Origin of the sequence: Nostoc sp. ChiQUE01b, assembly GCF_034531255.1 — a bacterium.
GTDB lineage: Bacteria > Cyanobacteriota > Cyanobacteriia > Cyanobacteriales > Nostocaceae > Nostoc.
Window position 1 is genome coordinate 47,654 of the sequence record NZ_JAVRBM010000032.1, and the last position, 19,956, is coordinate 67,609.

General features: G+C 41.8%; 19 protein-coding genes and 1 pseudogene. 5 read left to right on the forward strand and 15 right to left on the reverse strand.

The features are described from left to right. The first annotated feature begins 181 nt into the window (after positions 1 to 181). Entirely contained in the window at positions 182 to 451 is a 270-nt protein-coding gene (locus RMY63_RS20825; RefSeq protein WP_322730531.1) for a hypothetical protein, read from the forward strand. Positions 452 to 508: 57 nt separating this feature from the next. On the opposite strand, the gene RMY63_RS20830 is transcribed toward RMY63_RS20825, so the two are convergent. The 13 genes and pseudogenes from RMY63_RS20830 to RMY63_RS20890 all read right to left on the reverse strand — a co-directional run bounded on the left by RMY63_RS20830 (position 509) and on the right by RMY63_RS20890 (position 10,366). Beyond that, entirely contained in the window at positions 509 to 760 is a 252-nt protein-coding gene (locus RMY63_RS20830; RefSeq protein ID WP_322730532.1) for a hypothetical protein, read from the reverse strand. 163 nt (positions 761 to 923) lie between these two features. Continuing rightward, entirely contained in the window at positions 924 to 2,870 is a 1,947-nt protein-coding gene (nblS, locus tag RMY63_RS20835; RefSeq protein WP_322730533.1) for a two-component system sensor histidine kinase NblS, read from the reverse strand. Between the two features lie 114 nt (positions 2,871 to 2,984). Beyond that, positions 2,985 to 3,095 (reverse strand): annotated as a pseudogene (locus RMY63_RS20840) (DUF433 domain-containing protein); the annotation flags it as partial. An 81-nt stretch (positions 3,096 to 3,176) separates the two neighbouring features. Continuing rightward, positions 3,177 to 3,521 carry a XisI protein gene (locus RMY63_RS20845; protein WP_322730534.1) on the reverse strand — a complete coding sequence of 115 codons (345 nt, stop codon included), beginning with the start codon at positions 3,519 to 3,521 and terminating at the stop codon, positions 3,177 to 3,179. Then, a complete protein-coding gene (locus tag RMY63_RS20850) occupies positions 3,509 to 3,925 on the reverse strand; it encodes a XisH family protein (RefSeq protein ID WP_322730535.1) in 417 nt (138 codons plus the stop codon). The genes RMY63_RS20845 and RMY63_RS20850 overlap by 13 nt, the downstream gene beginning before the upstream one ends. 210 nt (positions 3,926 to 4,135) lie before the next feature. Continuing rightward, positions 4,136 to 5,437 (reverse strand): phosphoribosylamine--glycine ligase, encoded by a 1,302-nt coding sequence (gene purD, locus RMY63_RS20855; protein ID WP_322730536.1) that lies wholly within the window; start codon positions 5,435 to 5,437, stop codon positions 4,136 to 4,138. Positions 5,438 to 5,546: 109 nt separating this feature from the next. After that, entirely contained in the window at positions 5,547 to 6,389 is an 843-nt protein-coding gene (locus RMY63_RS20860) for a 2-isopropylmalate synthase (RefSeq protein WP_322730537.1), read from the reverse strand. 39 nt (positions 6,390 to 6,428) lie between these two features. Then, positions 6,429 to 6,734: a type II toxin-antitoxin system RelE/ParE family toxin gene (locus RMY63_RS20865; RefSeq protein WP_322730538.1), complete on the reverse strand. Its 306-nt coding sequence runs from the start codon at positions 6,732 to 6,734 to the stop codon at positions 6,429 to 6,431. Next, positions 6,734 to 7,018, reverse strand: coding sequence for a type II toxin-antitoxin system ParD family antitoxin (locus RMY63_RS20870; RefSeq protein WP_322730539.1), 285 nt, complete (start codon positions 7,016 to 7,018; stop codon positions 6,734 to 6,736). Before RMY63_RS20870 ends, RMY63_RS20865 begins: the two co-directional genes overlap by 1 nt. A gap of 160 nt (positions 7,019 to 7,178) precedes the next feature. Next, positions 7,179 to 9,239 carry a ribonuclease R family protein gene (locus RMY63_RS20875; protein ID WP_322730540.1) on the reverse strand — a complete coding sequence of 687 codons (2,061 nt, stop codon included), beginning with the start codon at positions 9,237 to 9,239 and terminating at the stop codon, positions 7,179 to 7,181. Between the two features lie 110 nt (positions 9,240 to 9,349). After that, positions 9,350 to 9,565: a 30S ribosomal protein S18 gene (gene rpsR / locus RMY63_RS20880; RefSeq protein ID WP_012411240.1), complete on the reverse strand. Its 216-nt coding sequence runs from the start codon at positions 9,563 to 9,565 to the stop codon at positions 9,350 to 9,352. Positions 9,566 to 9,570: 5 nt separating this feature from the next. Beyond that, complete coding sequence (gene rpmG, locus RMY63_RS20885) at positions 9,571 to 9,765, reverse strand: 50S ribosomal protein L33 (RefSeq protein WP_012411241.1); 195 nt, start codon at positions 9,763 to 9,765, stop codon at positions 9,571 to 9,573. A gap of 43 nt (positions 9,766 to 9,808) precedes the next feature. Continuing rightward, positions 9,809 to 10,366, reverse strand: coding sequence for an RDD family protein (locus RMY63_RS20890; protein ID WP_322730541.1), 558 nt, complete (start codon positions 10,364 to 10,366; stop codon positions 9,809 to 9,811). Between the two features lie 543 nt (positions 10,367 to 10,909). Here RMY63_RS20890 and RMY63_RS20895 point away from each other — a divergent pair. After that, positions 10,910 to 11,536, forward strand: a complete 627-nt coding sequence (locus RMY63_RS20895) for a PEP-CTERM sorting domain-containing protein (protein ID WP_322730542.1) — start codon at positions 10,910 to 10,912, stop codon at positions 11,534 to 11,536. 48 nt (positions 11,537 to 11,584) lie between these two features. Continuing rightward, the gene (gene glp, locus RMY63_RS20900; protein WP_322730543.1) at positions 11,585 to 12,850 is read left to right on the forward strand and encodes a gephyrin-like molybdotransferase Glp; all 1,266 of its coding nucleotides are present in this window, start codon (positions 11,585 to 11,587) and stop codon (positions 12,848 to 12,850) included. Between the two features lie 94 nt (positions 12,851 to 12,944). On the opposite strand, the gene RMY63_RS20905 is transcribed toward glp, so the two are convergent. Further along, complete coding sequence (locus RMY63_RS20905; protein ID WP_322730544.1) at positions 12,945 to 14,177, reverse strand: cysteine desulfurase-like protein; 1,233 nt, start codon at positions 14,175 to 14,177, stop codon at positions 12,945 to 12,947. A 755-nt stretch (positions 14,178 to 14,932) separates the two neighbouring features. Between RMY63_RS20905 and RMY63_RS20910 the strand changes: the two genes are divergently transcribed. After that, positions 14,933 to 15,154, forward strand: coding sequence for a DUF4327 family protein (locus RMY63_RS20910; RefSeq protein WP_322730545.1), 222 nt, complete (start codon positions 14,933 to 14,935; stop codon positions 15,152 to 15,154). Between the two features lie 874 nt (positions 15,155 to 16,028). On the opposite strand, the gene RMY63_RS20915 is transcribed toward RMY63_RS20910, so the two are convergent. Further along, positions 16,029 to 16,280 (reverse strand): hypothetical protein, encoded by a 252-nt coding sequence (locus tag RMY63_RS20915; protein WP_322730546.1) that lies wholly within the window; start codon positions 16,278 to 16,280, stop codon positions 16,029 to 16,031. 1,011 nt (positions 16,281 to 17,291) lie between these two features. Between RMY63_RS20915 and RMY63_RS20920 the strand changes: the two genes are divergently transcribed. Further along, a complete protein-coding gene (locus RMY63_RS20920; RefSeq protein ID WP_322730547.1) occupies positions 17,292 to 19,703 on the forward strand; it encodes a sucrose synthase in 2,412 nt (803 codons plus the stop codon). The last annotated feature ends 253 nt before the right edge of the window (positions 19,704 to 19,956 follow it).

Genomic DNA, 19,956 nt, shown 5'->3' on the forward strand with positions numbered 1-19,956 from the left:
CTTGGTGAACTCATAGGCGGCGCTTGATGCTAGACAAGTCTCTTGAACTTAGTGCTGAGGGTTTCGATTACCCTCCACAAGTTTGCATATCTATCTACTTTACAGCCGCTTAAAGCTTGCTAGAGGAGCATTATGAGACTAACGTAATGGATTTTAGAGGAATAATTGCCAGGATAAAATAATGTTGACAGTAAGAACTATAAAAGCCGAATTTGACAACGCAGAATCCTATGGGTATGTTTATGGTTATATAGTACGCAAAGATATATTTCCTGTTTATGTCACTCTTGGCAAAGAACAAGAGTATATTTCATCGCCATTGGACGACAAAAATACTGACTTTAGAACTTTTGCAAGCTGCACTGTTTACATTGCCGAAACAGATGAAGAACTTGATAGGGAAAAGTATATAGAAATAATTCCACAAATTAAAGTAAGGATATTCTGCTGAAGAATTAATTTGAGCTTGCAAGCAAGGTGTAAGTAACTTACAAGTTCTATTAAAGAATTAACTTCTCCGCTTTCCCATGTTAGGAATCTTCTGGACTGCTATTTGGCTGCGGTTGTCCTCTATAAACTGTTTCAAGTCGTCTAACCTTACTTGAACTGCTTGACCATTTTTAAGTTGAACAGTACCCTCAATATCATCAACCTCTCTTGAGCTTACGGTACTGTCCTGCAACCTTTGTTGAGTTGCAGATATCTTATTTTTACCTCGCAGCAAACCCCAGAAATTTTTCAATCTATAAGATAGGGTCATTTTAGTCACACAAAGTCACTTTTTTAGAAAAGGGCTGATTAGCCTATATTACCTTTAACAGTTTTTTATCATATAATTCCTCTATCTTGTGACAATTCTCATACTTTTTATCGTAACTTTATTAAAAAAGGCATCAAAACGAGAGATGCCCAATCCCTAACCTTCAAACTGTGGTGATTTTGGATGCTTCTGCAATAGGTTCAACTTGTATCGGTAGCGCTTTTTCATCAAAGGTGGCTAAGTCGAACCAAAAAGTAGTGCCAATGCCGACTTCACTCACTAAATGGACTTTACTACGATGTCTGTCGATGATATTTCTGACAATCGATAAACCTAAACCCGTGCCTTCTAGGGTGTGAACTCGGTTTTCTACGCGGAAGAAGCGTTCAAAAATTGAGTGTTGATCTTCTGTGGCGATGCCAATTCCAGTATCGGAAATTTCAACCCGCACTGGTGCAGATTCGGTATGACTGGGTTTGAAATCTAGTTGGTAGGCGCGGATTGCTACTTTACCACCGACTTTGGTGAATTTAAGGGCATTACCAATTAGGTTGCCAAACACTTGTACTAACAGATCGTAATTACCTAATACCAACGGCAAATTAGGAGCAACTTCCTGAACAAGTTCAACACCTTTATCTTTTGCATTGAGTTGGTAAGTACGCAGGGTTTGCTCGATCGCTTGGGCTAAATCTACGCCATCAAAGCTGTAGTTGCGACCAGATTCGAGTTTTGACAAATCCAAAACATCGTTAACTAGGCGGGTGAGGCGATCGGTTTCATGGTTGACTGTTTGCAGAAACTCTTGGCGTTCTTGTAAAGCTAAATCTTCGCCGTAGTCGTGCAGGGTTTCAATATAGGTTTTGATGTTAAATAGAGGCGTTCGCAGTTCGTGAGAAACGTTGCTGATAAATTGACTTTTTGCATCGTTTAGTTCGACCTCACGGGTTATATCTTGAATAGTAATCGCAATACCTTTAATACTTTCCCTTTGCAGGTTGAGTACTGTAGTCAAGAGAATGCGGATCGTCCGTGGGGTGGGTTGTTTAATAAAAATTCGGAATTCGGCGCTTTCGCATTCGCCTGCTGCCATTTCGTACAAGGGACGGGTGATTTCGATTTGTACTGATGCTGGCAAGTGATGTAAGACATTGCAACCTACTACATTAGCGGCTTCCCAGCCAAAAATTCGCTCTGCTGTGGGGTTGACTAAAATCACCTGCATGTTGTTATCAATCAACACGGCACCATCTGCGATCGTGGAAACTAGGGTTTCTAGTTTGGCTTTTTCTGCGGTCAGTTCTTCAATGTTCTGTTCTTCATAGCGCTCTAATCGCTCTGCCATCTCATTAAAGCTTAAAATTAATTCCCCTAGTTCGCCACCTAAAGGTAAATTAATGCGCTGCTTAAAATTCCCGGTAGCAATTTGCTTTACCCCAACTAGTAGTTCTTTAATCGGCTTGGTGATGGTCAAGGCGTTAATCACTCCTGCCAAAATCACCATTACCCAAATTGTGATAAAAACGGCAATGGTGACATCGCGGGTAAAATTGGTGGAAATGACAGCGGTCTGATTGGGGTTGATCCCGATCGCTAATACACCTAAGTATTTTTGATTGACGATCAGGGGAATAAATACATCGGTGACTGTCCCATCTGGGGTCGTGTGTTGCCGCACCATCGGCTTTTCCCCATCACCAGGGTAATCTTCTGGCAGTTGTATCCGCCGTTTAATGGTAAGGGAGTTTTTTACCTCAGCTTCCCAAAAAGGAATGCCAAAAAAGATTTCCCCGGTTTCATCGGCGTAGAGCATATAACGCACACTAGAGGTGCTGCTATAGAAACGTTGGGAAAATTGGGCAACCTCAGTCAGATTATTGTCAGCGACCAAGGGGGCAACGTTAGCAGCAAGCAACAGCCCTAAATCACGACCAAAGCGGGTGTCATTCATCCGCGCATCCTGCTGAATTGTATTCACAGCCCAGAAGGTCAAACCACTCATCACTAACGAAACTACCATTGTGGCCACAGCCAGCAGTTTAGTCTGGAGGGTGAACTCCGACCACCAACTTGCGATCGCATCTCGAATTGTTTTGAACAGAGTTAGCATCTTAAATAAAGTTGTTAGTAGTCTTTGTTATAAAACCCAACAACTAAAAAATTAACAGTTAATTTGACAAATATGTTAGGGATGAGGGAGGAATGGGGAAATTGGCAGAAATAACTGAGCTTTGAGAAAATCCATGACATCATAGAGCGTGAGGCGTGTACCTGCGATCGTCAATCCACGTTCTGTACGAATAATGGCTGTTTGTCTATTGGATGCCGGAGTCATATCTTATGCTACTGGAAAACTGACTTTATATTACCTTGCACAAAAAGCTTCGCGATTCCAGATTGTAAGAGAGTGCGATCGCTACAATGCTACTGCAAAATCTGTGTACTGCCACATCTTCGGCTCATGGAATGCTAATACTATATCTTCCTTGGCAACACCTGCACGAACTAGGTCATTGGCGATACCATCTTCAGTCCAATCTTCCTCAATCCAGAATTTGCCATCTCGAATCCGAACGTAGACGGTCATACCAGTAATGCGTTCGCCATTTTGCCAACCAAGGTTCATCCAAATATAGTGACCCTTTGGCTCATCCATAATCAAAAATGTTTCGATGTCTCGGTTAGGACGACGGTTACATAGTTCTACATACTCTGTCAGGATACGCTTAATTATCTTGGGATACTCAGTTAATTTATCCATTGTGTGATTTCCTCTGTTTCTGTATCGACAACAATGAGTGGAAGTTGATGTTTTTGGAGGATAAGTTGAATAACATCCTGGTTGAAAAAACTTTTATAAGCGATCGCACCAATAGCAAGGTAAAGTTTACGCTCTGGTGCTGTTTCCTCTAAAAGATAACGGTAGATGTCATACTGACCGAGAGCTTCTTTCAAATCTTGTATCTTTGATGCGCCAACAAAGCTTTTCACTTCAACAACAAGTTTTTGCCCATCTCGTTCAGCCGCAATGGGACGTTCAGCACCGAGATCGGCGTATAAGGTTGTTCTTCGATACTGAATTACGTAGGGGTCGTCTGTAATCGCCCAGCCGTCTTTGATGAGTGCGTTTTTTACCGCGTTATGGATAATATCTAACTTGGGCATAGCTTAAGTATAAGTCAGCCTCACATCTGTCATGAAAACCAGTGCCAGCCTTCAAGCTAACATTCAGACTGCATTTGGATTTGATGCCTTGAATATTAAATTAACTCGCTAAAAAACGTTATATCAACACAGAAAACACAGCAATTTTCGAGATTTTCATACATCTTCTGCATATCCTGTAGTGTATTCCGATAAATATTTAACTATCGCTTATGGGGTTTGCTCCCCCTGCTTCGTACTTGCCATTCTATGCCCAATATCTCTCCGGTAGTATATCCCTTCAAACTGAATATATTTGATCCCTGCGTAGGCTTGGGCGATCGCTTGCTCAAAATTTTCTCCGGTTCCCGTCACATTTAACACTCGACCACCATCTGTGACTATTTCTTGTTGCTGGTTCAATTTCGTACCTGCATGAAATACAGTTGCTCCTGTTGTCTCTGCCTCGCCAATGCCAGTAATTACCTGACCTTTTTCATATTCTCCTGGATAACCACCAGAAGCGGCAACGACAGTAGCAGATGCTCCCTCTTTCCAAGCAATGGGCGGCAATTCACTTAATCGCTGCTGTACACAGGCTAAAATCAACTCTTCTAGGGGTGTTTCTAACAGTGGCAAAATCACTTGGGTTTCGGGATCACCAAAGCGACAGTTAAATTCCAAAACCTTCAAGTCGCCATTGGGTGCAATCATTAACCCAGCATACAGCACGCCTCGGTAATCAATGCCTTTTGCTCTTAAGGTGGCGATCGCTTTTTCTAATACTTCTGTTTGAATGCGTGCCATTAACTCTGGTGTAGCGATGGGTGCTGGGCTGTATGCTCCCATGCCGCCAGTATTTTCCCCTGTATCGCCGTCACCAATCCGCTTATGGTCTTGAGCTGGCAATAAGGGTCTAATTGTTAACCCATCGGTCAATGCTAAAATTGACACCTCTTGCCCAATCAAACATTCTTCAATGACGACAAATTTACCAGCACTGCCAAATTGTCCTTGAAAAATTGCATCAATGGCACTTTCTGCCTGTGCAACTGTTTCAGCTACCGTTACACCCTTACCAGCCGCCAAGCCATCAGCTTTAACAACAATTGGCGCTCCCTGAGATTTGACGTAAAATTTTGCTGCCGCAACCTCCGTAAATACCGCAGCCCGTGCCGTCGAAATCCCTGCTTCTTGCATCAGGGCTTTTGCCCAAGCTTTACTCGCCTCAATTTGCGCTCCGGCTCTGACTGGACCAAATACCATCAATCCTTTGTTTTGGAGGTAATCTGTGATTCCCTTAGATAGGGGAACTTCTGGCCCAACTATTACCAGAGTTATGCCATGTTCTAGAGCATATCGGCTGATTCCCTCAAAATCATCTACTGCTAAGGGCAAGTTCTGGCAACGTTCCATACTTGCCGTGCCCCCATTCCCTGGTACACAGATAACTTGCTCAATTTGCTTAGATTGCAACAGTTTCCATGCTAGAGCGTGTTCGCGCCCCCCATTACCGACAACTAAAACTTTCACTAATTTCCTCGTGCGTTTCTTGCAAAATGAGAATACCTGATTCGACTCTCGCGGATCAATTTTTTCATCAATTCTCACACTTGTGCAAGTCTCTATTTACTTATATTAACTATTTTGCCTTTCCAATCCCAGTGATTTGAAAAATTAACTCTGCTGCTTTACTCATTAGCGAAGTGTTAATCTCAAGTTGATAATTCCCCTGTTTTAAAATTTCTATCACAACTTTATTGAAATCTGCGTTACCTTTCCTCGCACCCAAACCATTAATTGCACATTCAATTTGCCTGACGCCACAACTTAAAGCAATGAGTGAATTATCTACCGCCATACCCAAATCATCATGACAGTGTACTGAAACGACAACTTGATCAATATTTGCTACTCGATTAAAAACCATTTGCAGAAGTTGCGAAAACTCTTCTGGTGATGCTAAACCTAAGCTATCAGGAATACTAACAGTAGTAGCACCACTCTTGATTGCAGTTTCAATAGATTTACACAAAAAATCTGGCTCACTTCTAGGAGCATCAAAAGCGCTCCATTCTACATCATCACAGTAATTGCGTGCGAGAGAAACACTCTCTTTGATTGTTGCTAATACTTCTTCTTTGCTTAATTTAGACTGATTTTTCAGATTTACCGGAGTAAAAGTGTGAATTCTGCCTCTGATTGCTGGTTTAATTGCTTCAGCAAGAGTGATTATTTCATTTGAATTGGAACTAGCTAGCCCACAAATAATAGAATTTTTAATTATTTTAGAAATACTAAAGACTTCATCAAAATCTTTTTGAGAACTTCCTGGATAAGCAACTTCAATAATATCTACTCTCATTTCTTCAAGCAATTGGGAGATAGTAATTTTTTGTTGTAAATTCATTTTTACACCGGGCGTCAATTCTCCATCACGCATGGTGGTATCAAAAATAATTACTTTGTGATTATTTCCTGACATATTGGCTAGAGATAGCGATCGCTGACATCAAATACAATATTAAGGAATATCTTCACTTAAGAAAACTGTCTCTAAATCCCGATAACCACTGACAATACGTACAACTTCCACACCGCCATCAATGGGACGATAAAATATTAAATAATCTTCTACTGGAAAACTCCGTAACCTGCGGGCAAAATTATCGAAACTTTGCCCCATATTAGGAAAATCAGCCAAAAGTTTACACTGCTGTTTAATTTTTTCGTTGAGTCTTCGAGCCGCATCAGGATTGTAGCGGATAATATAGCGATTAATCTGTTTGAGGTCTTGCTTGGCTGGTATTGTTAAAACGTACCGACTCATTATTTAGCAGCCTCTGCTTGTTGCATTTGAGCTTCAGCACGTCGGATATCTTCTTCAATTTCTGCAAATACCTCTTCACCATCAACTACTTCACCACGCTCTGAAGCTTCAAGACCTTCTTGGATTTTAGCTTTCAATTCTGCTAAACGTTTTTCTTGAACGCGATCGCGTTCATCTAGCAATCTCAATGCTTCACCCATCACCTCACTCACTGAGTGATATCGACCACTATTAACTTTATCCTTAACCAACTGCTCTAGTTCTGGGGTCAAAGATACATTCACAATTATTACCTCATTCCATTTACTCTATATGTTAACCATGTTAACCGAAAGGAGTTGGAGCAAAGTTAAAATAATTCGTAATTGATAATACTAGCCTGTACCAAGTATTACGAATGACGAATGACAAATGACAAATGACAAATGACAAATGACAAATTAGTTAATTTGCCGCTGTTTGGGCTTCTTGATAAATTATTTCTTGGAACTGGATCATATCTTTTTGTGGATCGGCGTGGCTAACTTTCACCACTATCTGTTCGCCTAAGTTCACAGAACGTTTGAAAACCATTGGCAACTGCAAGCCCAAATCTTCTAACAAAATTAGGGCTAAGTTGCTGTCTTCTCGCAGCCACATCAACACTGTCACATCCCAAGTTTCCTCTGGATGACGGCGTAAATACTCTAGTGCATAATATCTATTAGTTTGTCGTTCTACCATCGTCACCTCTTGGGTGATGCTGGTGACAGTCATCATCACTTCTTTAAGTTGATCTGCGGAAAATGGCAGAACTTCACCCCGCAAATGGGCTTTCAGTTGGAAATGGGTGAGTAAGTCACTGTAGCGGCGGATGGGAGAGGTTGCTTGGGTGTAAGTATCCAAGCCCAATCCAGCATGACGCAAAGGCGTAATGCTCATTTCACTCTTGGGCATACAGCGACGCATGGCGCAAGCGCGAACGAATCCGGCTGGAAGTAAAAGCAATTCTTCATCTGGAGGTAATTCTGGTTGCGGTTGACCGCGAAAGGGCAAAGGTATGTTATGAGTTTTACCATAACGAGCCGCAACTTCACCGGCAACAATCATCATTTCTGCTACCAGTTGCCGCGATGGGGAATCGTCCAAAATATCAATGTGGATCTCCTCACCTTTGACTTTGATCGCCGCTTCGGGCATAGTAATGCTAATTGCCCCTTGGGCGTAACGCCAAGCTTTGCGCCGCTGTGCCCAAATTGCGATCGCCGCAATTTCCGGTTCTGCCTGTACCCGTAATTGCAGCATTTCATCTACATCTTCGTAGGTGAGGCGATAAGTCGGCTTAATCAAGCTGGTATGAATGCTGTAATCTTCTACTACCCCACTTGTACCTAAAATAATCCCGAAACTGAGGGCGCAACAAACCTTTCCCTGGATCAGACTCATTGGCCCAGTTGCCAACACTTCTGGAAACATGGGAATCATTCCCGTCGGTAAATAGACTGTACTACCGCGCTTTCTGGCTTCCAAATCTAATTCATCTTCCGGTACTAACCATCTAGTAGGATCGGCGATATGCACCCACAAGCGTTCCCGTCCATCAGGCAGTACTTCCCAACTTAGACCATCGTCGATCTCTGTGGTAGTTTCATCATCAATGGTGTAAACCTTCAGGTGAGTCAGATCAAGGCGGTTTGTATCTGAGTCAATCGGCGGGAAATCCAAACGCTGTTGCGCCACTTCTAATACCTTATGAGGAAATTGAATTGGAATTGAAGAACGACGCAGGAACAAGTTTTCATAAGGACTCCAGCAACCCAAATCTACTAGTAGTTGAAAGGCTCCTTGGGGTGTTGTCGGTCGTCCCAGCATGGTCATAGTTTCTAATACTGAAGCGCTGGGCGGATAAGCACGAGCCAAGGAGTCATAATTAACCCCCGTCCGCACGGTGTCAGCGATTAGCGCTGCATATTTTTCTAGTCCTTCTAAGCGCTGGCGATCGTGGCGTTGCCACTCTACTGCTTCACCTTTGAGCGCCTGCTCTACACGAGTTAAAAATTCCTGCTGTCCTTTAGCTTTTAGTGCCTCTACTTCCAGTTGGTGCTTGCGTTCTGCCACTTGAGCAGCAGTTCTCGGCTCGTAAGCGTCACCTTTTTGCTTGAAATAAAGTTTGTCGTCTGATAACAAGCAATAGGCGGCATAACAAGGAGGTGCGGTTGATTCCGAAAATAGCAGATTCGCCATTTGGTCTGGAGTAACTGTTTCCCCATCTTCAACCAGTAATTCCCAAGCCACTTCTAAACTAGATGGGTCTAAATAAGGCTTGATCTGCTCCAAAAAACTGGCAATCTCAGAAGGCTTGTAAGTTTGTCCAGTAACTGTATAGGTTATTTGTCTAGGCGCGAGGCTGTGGGATTGACCACGTTCGTCTACCACAAACCAGCGGGTTTTTCCGTCTGGACGTTCTACGATGCCCAGACGGCGATCGCCTTGAACCCTAAATTCAACTAGCGTCCCCTTCTCCACAACTCTCGCACTCTAATTTGGTGAACAGTTTAAATAGTTAGGAGTGAGGAGTGAGGAGTGAAGAGTTAATTGATAACTCATAACTCATAACTTCTAACTCATCACTCTTTTTAGCCTTCCGCATTGATAAATGGCAACAATGCCACAATCCGCGATCGCTTAATTGCTAATGTTAACTCTCGTTGCTGCTGAGATGTCAGCCCGGTAATCCGACGTGGCAGTATCTTTCCCCGCTCGGTGACAAACTTACGCAATAAATCAACATCTTTATAATCGATTGGTTCTCCTGGCTTGATCGGAGAAAGGCGACGACGGAAATAACTCATCTTTTTTACTTAATTTCCTTGTGAACGGTATGTTTGTTGCAGTGGGTGCAGAACTTTTTCAGTTCTAGCCTGTTAGTGGTGTTGCGGCGATTCTTGGTACTGGTATAACGTGAAACACCAGCAGAACGCTTATCTGAATTTGTCCGGCACTCAGTACACTCTAGTGTGATAATAATGCGGGCACCTTTACTCTTAGCCATAATCTTACAAACAGTGAAGCCTGAAGAGAATTAACACAAATGACTATCTTCTCACATTCCGCCGCAGATTTTCAACTAATCTTTTAATTTTTATATCGAGTGAGTAGCCACGACGCGACGAAACGATGAAAGTTCCACAATAGCGATCGTGTAAAGCCTGCCGCATCTGGGTATCAGAGAAGGCAGTCCCGCAATCAATTGCTAGGGGAGTCACTAGCAGTATAGCAGTGGGATTGGCTCTAATATTGCTCAGGGCAATTGACACTAATAAAGCACCCAAGCCGATAATCGCCTCTCGCTTCACTAGTGAGGGCAAATCTGGAATTCTGCCCACTATTTCCCCATCTTCGACTTCTAACACCTTTAAATCGAACGCCCAACGCCCTAAACTTTGCCCTTGATTGTTGTATACCACTAGCACCCGCAAAACCAGCCAAAGTATTACAAAAACTAAGATTTCAACAAATTGAATCCCGATATCGCTGCCTCCCAGTAGGGAACTGACTAACCAGACACCAAGGAAATCAAGTCCCAATGCCATACCTCGCCGCCCAATTTCAGCCTTGGGATAGTGTTTTTGGGGAACTCGTTCGATAGTCATACAAAATAGGTATTTTTATTTAGGGGTTGGGAAATAGCGATCGCTCCTGTTTTTAATATTAAGGTGATGACCGAGACAATTTTGGATTTTAGATTTTGGATTTTAGATTAAAATATAAAATCTAGAATCCAAAAAAAGTTTCAAACCTCTGGGTTTACGGAGAAGAAAAACAAAAAAAATCGATATTTAAGCCTCTTGTTTATAAGGAGAGGTTAATCCAAAAGACGCTCTCTACGAGACGCGCAAGGGACGCGGACTCGCTAACGCTTCGCTATCGTAAATCTAAAATCTAAAATTGAGTGACTCGGCTAGTTGCTGCGCTATAAAGGAACAAAAACCAGTCAACAAAAATTTGTGCAACTAACAATTGCACAACTCAAAAATAGGATTAAGCTGCTATGGCAGTTTTGATACTCTGCTGATACTTAGTAAGCATCTCACAGAGTAACCGTTACACTTCATGGATGCAACACACAGTAGGGTTGTACATCTGTATTATATTGTTGTAGAAACTTAATTTTAATTAATTTCGGGGTTGCATTGATGACACATCTATTTACTAGAATAGCTATTAGTCTGGTGACGACTACTACTTTAGCGTTAGCGATCGCCATAACCACAAACAACCTAGCTCATGCTGCTGAGTTCAACTTTAACTGGAAAGGAGACAGTGGTTATTCAGCGAAAGGTTCATTTAACTACGATACAACAACTGCCCCCAGCCTCATTTCTGAAACAGGCTTGGGAGCTACGAAAAACTTGCAATCTCTCTCAATTTCCTTTTTTGATCCCTTGAGTAATCTTATCAATAGTTTCACTCCAGTGCTTAGTGGGATATCTAATTACGGCTATTTGAGATTCAACTTTGATAGCACTAAAGAGAAAATCTTTGGTTCCTTTGATGTTGGCAAGGATGATGAGTTTCCTGGTGACTCATGGCTTAATAATAATCTCGCACTCATAGATGAAGGTTTTAGTGATGAGGTTCTAGCTAAAGAATTTGGTTTTAACAATAGAGATGCAGCAGGCAAAAAGCAAATACTAGATTTAAGCAACAATTCGGTTCAGGTATCCAAAGTCCCCGAAGGAAGCATAATTATCGGTTTACTAGCAGTGTGTAGTTTGGGATTTACCGCTTATAGAAATCTAGACAAAGCTACCCAAGAGTAGACTCAGTGTTACTTTACAGGGATAAAAGAAAAGTTGGAGGTGATCGCTATGTTATCAGTCAGCGATGCACAAGCAATTATTTTAAATTTGGTGCAGCCGTTGGATCGTCAACAGGATACAGAAGTTGTAGATTTATTGACAGCAGATAGTCGCATTTTGGCAACACCTGTCACCAGTCCGCTAGATTTTCCCCATTGGGATAATTCGGCAATGGATGGCTACGCAGTTCGCTACCAAGATGTACAGCACTCTAACGCCGAACAACCAGCCATTTTAGAAATTGTTGAGGAGATTCCGGCTGGGTATCAGCCCAAGTCTACGATTCAACCAGGGCAAGCCGCACGAATTTTCACGGGTGCGGTGATCCCAGCAGGTGCGGATACTGTAGTCATGCAAGAGAAGACACGCCGCGAGGAAAACCGCGTATTTATCCTGGATGCACCAAAACCGCAAGGATTTGTCAGACACCAAGCATCTTTTTATCAAGCTGGAACACAACTACTACCAGCAGGAATTAAGCTAAATGCTTCAGCAATTGCTGTGTTAGCAGCAGCACAGTGTCCGCAATTAAGTGTTTACCACCGCCCACGTGTGGCAATTTTTTCCACTGGTGATGAGTTGGTGACAATCGATCAACCGTTGCAACCAGGGCAAATTGTCGATTCTAATCAGTATGCGTTGGCAGCTTTGGTGAGACAAAGTGGCGCAGAACCGTTAATTTTAGGCATTGTGAAAGACGATCCAGTTGCTTTGGAGAAAGTTATAACCCACGCGGTTGCGATCGCTGATATAGTTCTCTCTTCTGGTGGTGTCTCAGTGGGAGATTATGACTATATTGACAAAATTCTAGAGTCACTAAAAGCAAAAATCCACATTCGGGCTGTGGAAATCAGTCCAGGAAAACCCCTTACCGTTGCCACTTTCCCCAGTACAGAAGCGATTCATCGCGTCTCTCCCCATTCAGCACTATACTTTGGTTTACCAGGAAACCCTGCTGCTGTGTTGGTGACATTTTGGCGGTTTGTGCTACCAGCAATCAAGAAACTTTCGGGAATTACTGAAGGTTGGGAACCAGTTTTTTTGAAAGTGCGATCGCATGATGAATTGCGATCGAACGGCAAACGTGAAACTTACCTTTGGGGTAAATTGCATTTAATTAATGGTGTTTATGAATTTCACAAAGCTTTTGGTAGTCACAGTTCCGGCAATTTAATTAATTTAGCTCAAACCAATGCCTTAGCTGTTCTCCCAGTGGGTGAAACATTAATTTCTCCACAAGAAGAAGTGCAAGTTTTGCAGCTTAGTAATAAGTAATGGAGAGTAGGGAGTAGGGAGTGGGGAGGAAGGGTGAATAGTTTCCCCCCTGCCCCCTGCTCCCTGCCCCTCTGCCTCTTTTCAATGCCCAATCTTAAAATGTCTGCTCAAAAGCCTCAATCAAACTGTTAACTTCCTCAAGAGTGTTGTAATGCACCATACTCACCCGGACTATTCCACCTTGAGACGCTAACCCCAGGTATTCAATCAGCCGTTTAGCATAAAAGTCTCCGTAGCGAATCCCTATGTAATATTGGTCAATTTTTGGGGGAATGGTTGAGCTATTTATGCCATTGACGACAAAAGATATAGTTGGTACACGGGTTTGGCGGTCAGCCTTTGATTGACCAATAACTCGCACATTAGGCTTACTGTTGAGGTAATTTAGGAGGCGATCGCTAATATGTTCTTCATGTATGCTAATTAAATCAAATGCTTGTACCATTTGATTTCTTAAATCAGGTGCAGTTTCATCGCCGTAGTGCAATTGTGCTAATTCACTTAAATAATCACATAAACCTAACATTCCATAACTTAATTCAAAATTGACATTCCCTAACTGAAATTTATAAGGTATATCTGTCTGTGTAATAAAATAATGATTAAGACCAGGCAATCTTAATAAATGTTCTTCTTTACCATAAAGTAAGGCATGATGTGGGCCATAGACTTTATAAAAACTCAAAGTATAGAAATCAACATCTAAATCTTGGACATCAACTAATCTGTGAGGTGCATAAGCTACACCATCTACACAAATCATGGCATTGCGATCGTGTACAAATGCAGCAATTTCTTTGATTGGGTTGATGGTTCCCAAAACATTAGAAGCATGAGTCAAGGCTACCAGTTTTGTGCGCTGACTCATCAATGGTTCTAAATCTGCTAAATGAAGCTCCAAAGTATCTGGGCGAACTTTCCATACTTTAACCTTCATTCCTTGTTTTTCAAGAGCGACCCAAGCACCAATATTAGCCTCATGGTCACAATTAGTAACAATAACCTCATCACCAGGTATGAAGGTTTGACCCAGACACATTGAGAGAACTTTCAACATCATTGTAGTAGATGGGCCCATAACCACTTCTTTAGAAGAATTCGCATTAATGAAAGTAGCCATTCCCTTAGTTGCTAGAGCCAATCGTTCTCCAGCAAGTTGAGAAATCGCATAAGAGGCTCCTAACTGGACATCAGAACTTAGGAGAAATTCGCTAATTCTATCTACTACTTTTTTCAAGGTTTGTGAGCCACCAGCATTATCAAAAAAAGTCCATTCACCAGCTAGAGCAGGAAAATATTCACGAACTTTATCAAGATTCAGGATCATAGTATAAGTAAGTTTTCTAGAAAATGTTCTTTACCCTAGCCTACCTTGTGACAAGTCGCCCACAGAACATCTACATTCTCTTTTGATGTTTGCAGCTTGTTGTGTCAGCCTTCTTGCTCTAGATATCTGGTGAAAAAGATGTAGCAGTGCGATGTCTCTACAAGGGTTCTAGATAATGTATAGCAATCCGATTTGATGGGCGTGAATTACTCGTAGAGACTGGGGACTGGGGAAGGTGGGGCCCCTTCTGGGAATAAGGGGTAATGGGGACTGGCAAGAAGGAATAAAGGTGTACCTAGCTCCCTTAAAAATCAAATATGAGTCCTATATATTATTTAATTTCTGGAGATGTCTTCTGCACGAACTTATCTAAAGAGGGTATACTTAAACCCATAAAGCGTATTTTACTATTTGTAACTATACAAGTTACACCTCTTTCCAAACTTCACTCCACTTGCTTTCATAGCAAGAAGGTTAAGAGCGAACAAGTCAGTCGGGCTGACCAACGTAGGGGCAACCCTTATAAAGGGGAAAGTGGTCGGGTATTTCTGTATCTCATGTTGGCGTAGCCTCTGTCTCCGATACGCTGTTCGCGTTCGTAGACAAGTTGAAATCTCCTGTATTTAACTTTCAGCAACTATTAATGTCTTGATTCTTCACAATTCTCGCCAATTTTCTTTGATAAGTTTAAGGGAGAGTCAAAGCAACTATTGTTTTGAGTCTTAATTCCTTGATTGAAAATAAAGGAACGACTTATGAACACTACGGTTAAATATGACATCAAGGTTATCAAGCAAGAAGCACTTCAACTTGTTAAAAAGAGACTTGTTAACCGTCAGCAGCCAATTTATACCCTCTGTAAATATATTCCTCATCGTGACTGGATTAATTTTGAACTTGAGTTAGAAAAAAATGAATTTCTACTCAGAGATAGAATTATCGATTTACTGAATCACGAATCTTGGGAAGATGATTGAGGCTGCATGAAGCTAAACCACTATTAGCTGCATCCCAATAAAATCAAAATTATAAATTCATTTTTCAACATTAAAAACTCTCGAATTAATCGGGGGCTATAAGTAAAAGATTATTAAAGTAAGCAATAAATCTTGATGGATGGCTTAAGTTTGAAAAGATACAGCAGATTTCAACTTGGTGAAGCAGCGCGGTGAAGCACTTGCTGTCTTGGACGGCACTTCCTTCAAGCCGGGAAACCCGTCCAACGGAGTGCCTCCGCTTTCCGTTGATAGCAAAGTGCTGTTAGCGACGCAGGAGCGTCACCCGTAAGGGTCAGGAACTGCCGTTAGCACAGCATTAGCGAGCCTGCATACTCTTACAGAGAAGCAAGCTACGCGTAGCGTCTCGTAGAGAGCGTCACCCGTTAGCGCAGCGTTAGCGAGTCTTCTCCCTTGGCGTTAGCCTCTCCCTTGGGGAGAAGGGGAGATGCCAAGGGCGACCGAGCGTCAGGGGTGGTTTATTTACGCGCCCGTTGTATTAGGGTGTATACAGAAGTCAAATTACCCCCCTTAATCTCCCCATTTATTGGCTACGGTCTACACACAAGTCGAAAAAAGCTTGATTGACCATTATTCTCTCATTTCCAGGTTGAGCCTGAGAATGGCTGATTAGGGGCTGCTGCCTCCAATCAGACGTTGAGTCAGAGATTCAATGAATGCATTCCCATACTCCGTATAGGAACGAGAAAGGCTTATCAAGCTAGGTTTTGAGGACTTGTGTGTACATCCTAGTGTCACTTGATACCTGATATTTAGGCTATAGTCTGATATTCTTGAGCAATTAATTACTGGAATCAAGAAAAACAGTTATAGTAAACGATTTCGGTAAATTGGATTAGGTAGATAACTTTTCTAGCCCAATCCATTCGGTAATCGATTGCCATTGGCTTGCGTAAACAATAGTACTTTTACGTTTTTCTTTTTGAGGCTTTCTAGGTAGTTTTCCCATGACAACATCAGCGAATGAACTGGATTCGTTGCAATTATAAATAGGCATTTCCTGCCAGCAGTGGCGACAAAACCAGTAAGTCTCTGCACCGCGTATATGTTCTAAAAGTAAACTTGAGCAGCAAGGACAGTAATTCATATTTTTCTCAAATCCTGTTCATAAAAGTGTTATCGCAAATCAGGGCCGCTACTTGAGAAGCCCGTAAATATTTAAAAGTAACTGTCTATATTTTGACTATAGTCTTTAAATATGAGGAACTTGTGAGGTTGGTTAAAATACTTAATAATTTAGCAAAACTTATACACAATTTTTAAGTAATATCTTCAAGCTGATTTAGCAGTTTTTTCACAAAATCCTCAAATTATCTTCAGATATAGCCGTAGTCATATAGGTTAGGACATAAAGTCCTATATATAGCGATTCCCAGTTAAGTGAGGTACAGAACCAATGTTTTTAAACGCAAAGAGGAGGCAGCGCGTTGCGGGGGTTCCCCCCGTTGTAGCGACTGCCGTCGCGCAGAGTCAAACGCAGAGGTACGCAGAGTTTTACCCAATTTTATTAGCAATGTACTAAGTACTTCAGCAGATTAGGAAACGCTATATAATTTTCACAAATGATTTCGGACTGCTATATATAGTTATCAACTCATAATTTTAGATGATCAGGTATAGCGGTTCTCAGTTGAGTAGGTACTGAACCCCACCCCCAACCCCCTCCCCGCAAGCGATGAGGGGGCTATGATGTACCTCATTTGATTAGGAAAAACTATAGTAAACAGCTTTTAATCTGCTTACATTTGATTAAATTTTGCTAAAACTTGCTAGATTTAATTTATTGGAAATTAATTTTAAATTTTGAATTTTGAATTGTTAATCATGATGTGATGTTCTACTAGCGATCGCTCCAATTTTGCTTTAGTACTTAATCGGTAATAGTGTTTTATACCTCTGTTCAATAATTCTTTCTTGTCTGCCTTCCTCTACTCCTCATCCCATAGACTTGAAGTTCTCACAGTCTTTCATCCCACAGCTAGACGCGAAAATTTTTATAGTAATTTATCATCATTATCGGGAATATACCTCAGCAAAACCGAAAACTGGAAAGAAAAATGAGGTTATTACCTAGCTGAAATTTCTGGAATTCGTCATCATGTATGAACTAGTTCAAGCTCTCTCCAACGGTGATGAAAAAACTGCTCTACATCAGTTGATTTATGCATTAAGTACTTCAGGTAAGCATTACTTCCTAAGAAATGAGATTTTGCAAGCTTTTGCCGACTACTGTCATCAATCCCAAAAGCCAGCCTATTTTTATTACTCTTCTTCTGTTGGCAAACTAATACAATACACCCATGAAATAATTCTCGAAGAGGAAAGTACGTGGTTTGTAATTCGACCAAGGATTGCGAATCAAGAAGTTTGGCAACTGACAGCCGATTTTAGCAGGTTCGAGCAGATGACACCTCAAGCGCTGTTAGATGTGAGAGATCGTCTAGTCAACCGCTACCAACCCCATATCCTCGAAATCGACCTCCACCCCTTCTATGAGAGTTCTCCAAGAATCGACGACGCGAGAAATATTGGTCAAGGTTTAGCCTTCCTCAACCGTTACCTGTGCAATCAATTGTTGACTGACCCCCAATATTGGGTAGAAATGTTATTTAAAGCACTACATAGGCTGCAATGCAATGGTATTCGTCTATTATTGAGCGATCGCATTGACTCCGGTATTCAGTTAGCCCAACAAATTAAGCTAGCGCTCAAATTCCTAAGTGAGCTTGAGCCTGATGAACCTTATGAAAAATTTAGCTTTAACCTCCAAGAACTCGGCTTTGAGCCAGGTTGGGGTAACACTGCGGCGCGAGTATCTGAAACTTTACAACTCCTCGACCGACTTATTTACTCCCCAGAACCTGGCATCTTAGAAACATTTGTAGCCCGCGTCCCCGTCGTCTTTCGCGTCGTCCTCATCTCCATCCACGGCTGGGTAGGACAGGAGGATGTTTTGGGAAGAGATGAAACACTCGGTCAAGTTATCTACGTCCTCGAACAAGCTCGCAGCTTAGAAAACGAACTGCGCGAACAAATCAAACTCGCTGGACTCGACCAGCTAGGTATTAAACCCCATGTAATTATTCTGACTCGATTAATTCCTAACTGTGAAGGCACATTTTGTAACCTGCCTTTAGAAAAAGTCCAAGATACTGAAAATGCTTGGATATTGCGCATTCCTTTTGGTGAATTCAATCCAGAAATTACGAATAATTGGATTTCTAAATTTGATATCTGGCCTTATTTAGAACAATTTGCGATCGATGCAGAAAGAGAATTACTAGCTCAATTCCAAGGCAAACCTAGTCTTGTCATTGGCAATTACAGCGATGGTAACTTAGTCGCCTTTCTGCTATCTCGCCGAATGAAAGTCACCCAATGTAACATTGCCCATTCTTTAGAAAAACCTAAATATCTATTTAGCAATTTATATTGGCAAGATTTAGAAGATAAATATCATTTCTCAGCACAATTCACTGCCGATCTGATTAGCATGAATGCAGCCGATTTTATCATCACATCGTCCTATCAAGAAATTGTCGGCACGCCCGATACTATAGGTCAATATGAGTCGTACAAGTGGTTTACGATGCCACATCTGTATCATGTAGTTGATGGAATTGATTTGTTTAGTCCTAAATTTAACTTAGTGCCGCCGGGAGTCGATGAAAATATCTTCTTTCCTTACAGCCAGCAAGAAAACCGAGATTATAACCTTTGCGCACAAGTTAACGACTTACTATTTAGCCGCAAAGATCCACAAATTCTTGGTCATTTAGACCATCCCCAGAAGCGACCAATCTTTGCCCTTGATACCATAAATTCAATTAAAAATTTCACTGGTTTAGCTGAATGTTTTGGTAAAAGTCAGGCATTGCAAGAGCGTTGTAATCTGATTCTCTTAACTACTAAACTGTATCTACATGAAGCTACAAACCCAGAAGAAGCAGAAGAAATTCAAAAACTCCACGACATTATCGAGCAATATCATCTGGATGGCAAGATTCGGTGGGTGGGAATGCGTATCCCTAGCAGAAACATCGGCGAAGCCTACCGAGTAGTTGCAGATTCTCAGGGGATTTATGTCCATTTTGCCCGTTTTGAATCCTTCGGTCGCAGTATTTTGGAAGCGATGATTTCTGGTTTGCCAACTTTTGCCACTCAATTTGGCGGTTCCTTAGAAATTATCGAGAACAAAGAAAACCAATTTAATGTTAATCCTACAGACTTAGAAGGAACAGCAACGAAAATTTTAGACTTTCTTGATAAATGTGATAGTCATGCTGAATACTGGCAAGAAGTTTCAGAATGGATGAGTCAGAGAATTCATCACAAATATAATTGGCATTTACATAGCAATCAATTACTACTGCTTGCTAAAATGTTTAGTTTTTGGAACTTTGTTGCTCCCGAAAATAACGAAGCCAGAGATCGCTATATGGAAACCTTATTTCATCTCATTTATAAACCCAGAGTCGAAAAGATTTTGGAAAAGCATAAGGGGGGATGAGGGAGTGGGGAGTGGGGGAGCAGGGGAGGCAGGGGAGGCAGGGGAGGCAGGGGAGGCAGGGGAGAGTTAGAACTCCGTTCATCCATCTTTGAACTGGATTCATCCACCTTTGAACTCGGTTCATCCACCTTTAAACTGGATTCATCCACCTTTAAACTCCGTTCATCCTCGATGCCCAATGCCCAATGCCTCATTCCCCATTCCCCATTCCCCATTCCCCATTCCCCATTCCCCATTCCCCATTCCCCATTCC